The organism is uncultured Campylobacter sp. (assembly GCF_937949835.1).
GTDB lineage: Bacteria > Campylobacterota > Campylobacteria > Campylobacterales > Campylobacteraceae > Campylobacter_B.
In genome coordinates this window covers 1-4557 of record NZ_CALEDC010000269.1, presented here as the reverse complement: position 1 = coordinate 4557, position 4557 = coordinate 1, and the positions used below count along the sequence as shown (strand labels likewise).

At 49.3% G+C, this 4557-nt stretch carries 4 protein-coding genes; 2 read left to right on the top strand and 2 right to left on the bottom strand.

What is annotated here, in order from left to right; genetic code table 11:
- On the bottom strand, window positions 1-120 hold a 120-nt coding region (locus tag Q0256_RS06040; RefSeq protein ID WP_297961134.1), incomplete at its 3' end, for a thiamine pyrophosphate-binding protein.
- A 463-nt stretch (window positions 121-583) separates the two neighbouring features.
- Window positions 584-1306, bottom strand: coding sequence for a helix-hairpin-helix domain-containing protein (locus Q0256_RS06035; protein WP_297961132.1), 723 nt, complete (start codon window positions 1304-1306; stop codon window positions 584-586).
- A gap of 112 nt (window positions 1307-1418) precedes the next feature.
- On the opposite strand from Q0256_RS06035, the gene pta reads away from it, so the two are divergent.
- Together pta and Q0256_RS06025 are read left to right on the top strand one after the other, a co-directional pair.
- Window positions 1419-3017, top strand: coding sequence for a phosphate acetyltransferase (gene pta, locus Q0256_RS06030; RefSeq protein ID WP_297961128.1), 1599 nt, complete (start codon window positions 1419-1421; stop codon window positions 3015-3017).
- A complete protein-coding gene (locus Q0256_RS06025; protein WP_297961125.1) occupies window positions 3017-4249 on the top strand; it encodes an acetate kinase in 1233 nt (410 codons plus the stop codon). Before pta ends, Q0256_RS06025 begins: the two co-directional genes overlap by 1 nt.
- Window positions 4250-4557 lie beyond the last annotated feature (308 nt).

Sequence of the window (4557 nt, the reverse complement as noted above, 5' to 3'; positions counted from 1 at the left end):
TTGTTTGTAAATTTCATCATAAATATTCAGCGGCGCGCCGCCCGGGTAGCCGAAAACCACCCCGACCCCCTCCTGCCGCAACGCCTCCACGATCATCTGCGATCCGCTAATTTCTTTCATACGCCCATCCTGTTTCGTTGGAATAATTTTGTGATTATATTATTTTGTAAATTAAATTTCACGAATTTTAGGCGCTAAATCGGGTAGAATTTCAAATTTAATAGCAGCAAGACGGGGCAAAATTTTGGAATTTAGCGAGAGTAGAAAAGGCAAATTTAAAATTTAGCCATAAATTTAAAACGGACGGGATATTCGGATTTAAAATTTTAAAGTGCAGATTTGTTTCGACCAAACGCGGCACGGCAGTTTTAACGTAAAATTTTGGCTTGGAATTTTGCCACGCTAGGCTTGGATTAAATTTATTAAATTTACAAAATTTTTTGGAATTTTATTATAGCGCGGAGCGATGCCAGCGTAAATTTGAAATTCCATAGCTACGAAATTTTAAAATTTAGCCGTAAATTTAAAACGGGCGGAATCTCGATTATAAAATTCTAAAATTCCGCCTGCGTAAAATTAAATTTTAAAACCCTCTATCTACCTGCACGCCTACGCCCACGCTAGCGCAGTTGCCGCTTTGCGGATCGCAGTCGCCGAAGCTTGTGACGCTACTGGATCTTTTCGAGCGGATCGTTCCCATATGCATAGGCACCGGCATGTTACGGCGCGAGCTTCCGCCAATCTCGCTATCGCTCATACTGTCAGAACTTCTCTTGCGAGAATAATCATCACGCGGAGGAGGCGGTGGCGGAGGAGGTGGTTTTATACCTCCGTGCGGAGGTGGTGGCATACCGCCAGGAGGCGGAGGAGGTGGTGGCATCATGCCGCCGTGCCTACCATATCCTCGCGGAGGAGGCGGCGGTAAGGTGCCGGTCTCTGTGATCGTGATGCCATTGCCGTAATTTTCAACGCGTTTGTAAGTATAGCCTCCATAAACCGTGCGGGTGCGGGTCTTTTCGACCACGACTATATCGCGATCAGGCTGCACCGGCTGCTGCACGTTAGCTCTAGGCGATATTTCAAAGCTCTTCTGCAGTTTAGCAGTATCGTAACTTGCAAAGCCGTTGATGCCCTTTAGCTCATCTGCACTTGAAATTTCGCGCTTTTGGCGGTATTGCATAAGCATATCCGCCCTACCCGCATCAAGTCCGCCGATCGTCATCAGCTCGTAGCGACTAGCTTCGTTTATGTTGATTTTCGCCGCGGCGAGGCTCACTAAAAGAGCCAAAATCACTAAATTTTTCATGTGCGCTCCTTTGTTGGAAGTTACCAAATTCTAAACCCTCACGATAAATCTTTGATTAACACGCAAGCAAAATTTTGCTACAATTGCCTATCTTATTTCAAAGGATCAACCGATGAACGGAATTTTGCTCCTATGCGACGAGCCCGCCGCCTACCAATCCGAGCTAAAAAAACTAGATAAAATTTTATCCATGAGCTTTCACAACGTTTTGCAACTTTGCATCGCTGGCGACAATGCCCTTTTTAGCAGAAGCGAGCTTGAAAAAGCGCTTGCAAACGGGCAGGATGAGCGCGTGCGAAAGGCGGCGATAGAGCGCTTTGCGCAGATTTTAGAGCAGTGTAATTTTGTGCTGGTTCACGGCGTAGTGGGAGCCGATCTGCGCGAGCTAAATTTACAAATCGCAAAGGATCTAAATATCCCCGTTTGCGGATTTTATCCTAACGAAATTGCCGCGCGCATCGGCACGCACTCGATCGCTGCGGCAAAAGCGGTAAGCTTTGCCAGCATATATGAGGATAAAATTTCATTTTCCGCGCTAAGACCTGCACAAGAGGGTGCAAATTCTAAAAAATCGGAGCTTTGCGATAAAAATTCCGCCTGCGAAAAGGGCGCAAAATTTCACGACGAAAATTCTGCTTGCCAAAGCGGCGCGATAGAGCTTGATAAAGTCGTTGCCGACAAAAGCTACTTCACGGACGCCGCAAACTCCACGCGCTGTGAAATTCTAACCCCGTTGAAATTTGAAAGCAAGCTCTACGCCAAGGCTCGCGCGAACGTTAAAACCGTCGTACTGCCCGAAAGCGACGACGAGAGAATTCTGCGCGCGGCTGCGATTATAAAACAAAGTGGTGCGGCAAATTTGATCCTTCTAGGGCGCGAGAACGAAGTGCAAAAAAGCGCGCGCGAGCTAGGTCTTGATCTAGCGGGCGTTAAAATTTTAGATCCGCAGACGGATGCGAGCTTGGAAAAATTTGCGCGCGATCTATATGAGCTTCGCAAGGCAAAGGGTATGAGCGAGGCTCAGGCGCGCGATTTAGTTCGCGATCGCACCTACTTCGGCACGATGCTCGTGTATGAAGGGCTAGCCGATGCGATGGTAAGTGGCGCGAGTACGACTACTGCGGAGACGATCCGCCCCGCGCTTCAGATCATCAAGACCAAGCCGGGCATCGCAACCGTTAGCGGTGCGTTTATAATGTGCCTGGATACGCAGGCTCTGCTTTTTGCCGACTGCGCCGTGGCGCCGAGCCCGAGCGCAGAGTATCTGGCAGGTATCGCGATCTCAAGCGCCGCGACCGCAAAGGCGTTCGGGCTTGAGCCGCGCGTGGCGATGCTAAGCTACTCCAGCGGCGATAGCGGCAGCGGTGATAGCGTGGAATTCATAAAAACTGCAACGCAAAAAGCGCGCGAAAAGGCGCCGGAGCTTTTAATCGACGGGCCGCTGCAATTCGATGCCGCAGTCGATGCTGCGGTCGCTAAGAAAAAGATGCCAGGCTCCGCAGTCGCAGGGCGTACGAACGTATTTATCTTCCCCGATCTTAACTGCGGAAATATCTGTTACAAAGCCGTGCAACGCACCGCAGGCGCCGTGGCGATTGGACCGATCTTGCAGGGCTTAAAAAAGCCGGTAAACGATCTAAGCCGCGGCTGCAAGGTCGCCGATATCGTAAACACGATACTTATCAGCGCCATTCAAGCAGGAGAGAATTAATGGATATCCTAGTCATAAATTCCGGCTCGAGCTCGGTTAAATTTAAATTCCACGATATGCTAAATCACGCCTGCATCGCAAGTGGGCTCATCGAGGAGATCGGCTCGACGCACGCAAGCGGAAGCATCAATTGCGCCAACGGACGAAGCATAAAAGTTGAAAACGAGCAAATTCCAAATCACGAAACCGCGATCGCAATCGCGATTGATCTTTTAAAACAAAGCGGAGTAATCAAAGATCTAACTCAAGTAGGCGGTATCGGGCATCGCATCGTTCAGGGCGCGGATTATTTCGACGCTCCCGCGCTCATAGATGAGGACGTAATGGCTAAAATCGCCGAGCTTGCGCCGCTTGCACCACTACACAATCCCGCAAATTTAGCAGGCATCAAATCCTGCCTAAAGATCGCTCCTAAAATTCCGAATGTCGCGGTTTTCGATACGATCTTTCATCAAAGCATCCCGTCGTATGCGTATATGTACGCGCTGCCGTATGAATTCTACGAAAAATACAAAGTTCGTCGCTACGGCGCGCACGGCACGTCGCATTGGTTTGTCTCGACGATGGGGGCTAAATTTTTGCGTAAAAAATACGAAAACTTCAATGCCATTACGCTACATCTTGGCAACGGCTCGAGCGTAAGCGCCATAGAAAACGGCAAGTGTATCGACACCTCGATGGGGCTAACGCCGCTTGAGGGGATCATCATGGGCACCAGATGCGGCTCGATCGATCCTGCGATCATCCCATACATCGAGCGCGTCTCGGGTTACAACGCGCAGGATATGGACGTCATAATGAACAAAAAAAGCGGACTTTTGGGCATCTGCGGCGCAAGCGATCTGCGAAAAGTATATGAAAAGATGGAGGATGGCGAGCCGCGCGCAAAACTCGCGTTTGAGATGCTCGTGTACAGCGTCGTTAAGATGATCGGAGCGTATTATGCCGTGCTCGGGCGCGTGGACGCTTTGATCTTTACCGGAGGTATCGGCGAAAATGCACCGCATTTTAGACAAAATGTCTGCGAGAAGCTCGCTCATATCGGCATCGAAATCGATGCGACAAAAAACGCCAAAAATACCGGCTCGATTAGAAATTTAAGCGCGGCGGATAGTAAAATCAAAACGCTCGTAATCCCTACCAACGAGGAGCTGGCGATCGCCGAAGCTACGGTCGATACGATCAACAAAAACTCCGCGCAGATCGACTATCAGAAATACTCGGAATTTTAAATTTGATCTAGCGGGATTCCGCGGTTATTTTGCGAGCAGCAACGCCAACCTGCCTTTTTTGTTAGGCAATTAAATTTTGGGTCTTGGCTGTGAGCTTGCGTGAAATGAAAGGGCTTTCTTTATTTTAGTGGCTTTCTGGCTCCGACGATACGAGAAATTGCTACGCTACGCACGGGTTTAAATTTTATTTGTCGCTTCCGATAAGGCTTAAATTCTTGCTCGGAAGAGGCGGGGCGGAAGGGACTATACTTGCGAAGCGCCCTTTTTTGCTTTGCCTGGGCCTCGCCTCGCGACCTCAAGCAGACCCC

Excerpts from the sequence above, each read along its gene's own strand:
- pta (WP_297961128.1), top strand. The coding sequence starts at position 1,419 with ATGAACGGAATTTTGCTCCTATGCGACGAGCCCGCCGCCTACCAATCC.
- Q0256_RS06035 (WP_297961132.1), bottom strand. The coding sequence starts at position 1,306 with ATGAAAAATTTAGTGATTTTGGCTCTTTTAGTGAGCCTCGCCGCGGCG.
- Q0256_RS06025 (WP_297961125.1), top strand. The coding sequence starts at position 3,017 with ATGGATATCCTAGTCATAAATTCCGGCTCGAGCTCGGTTAAATTTAAA.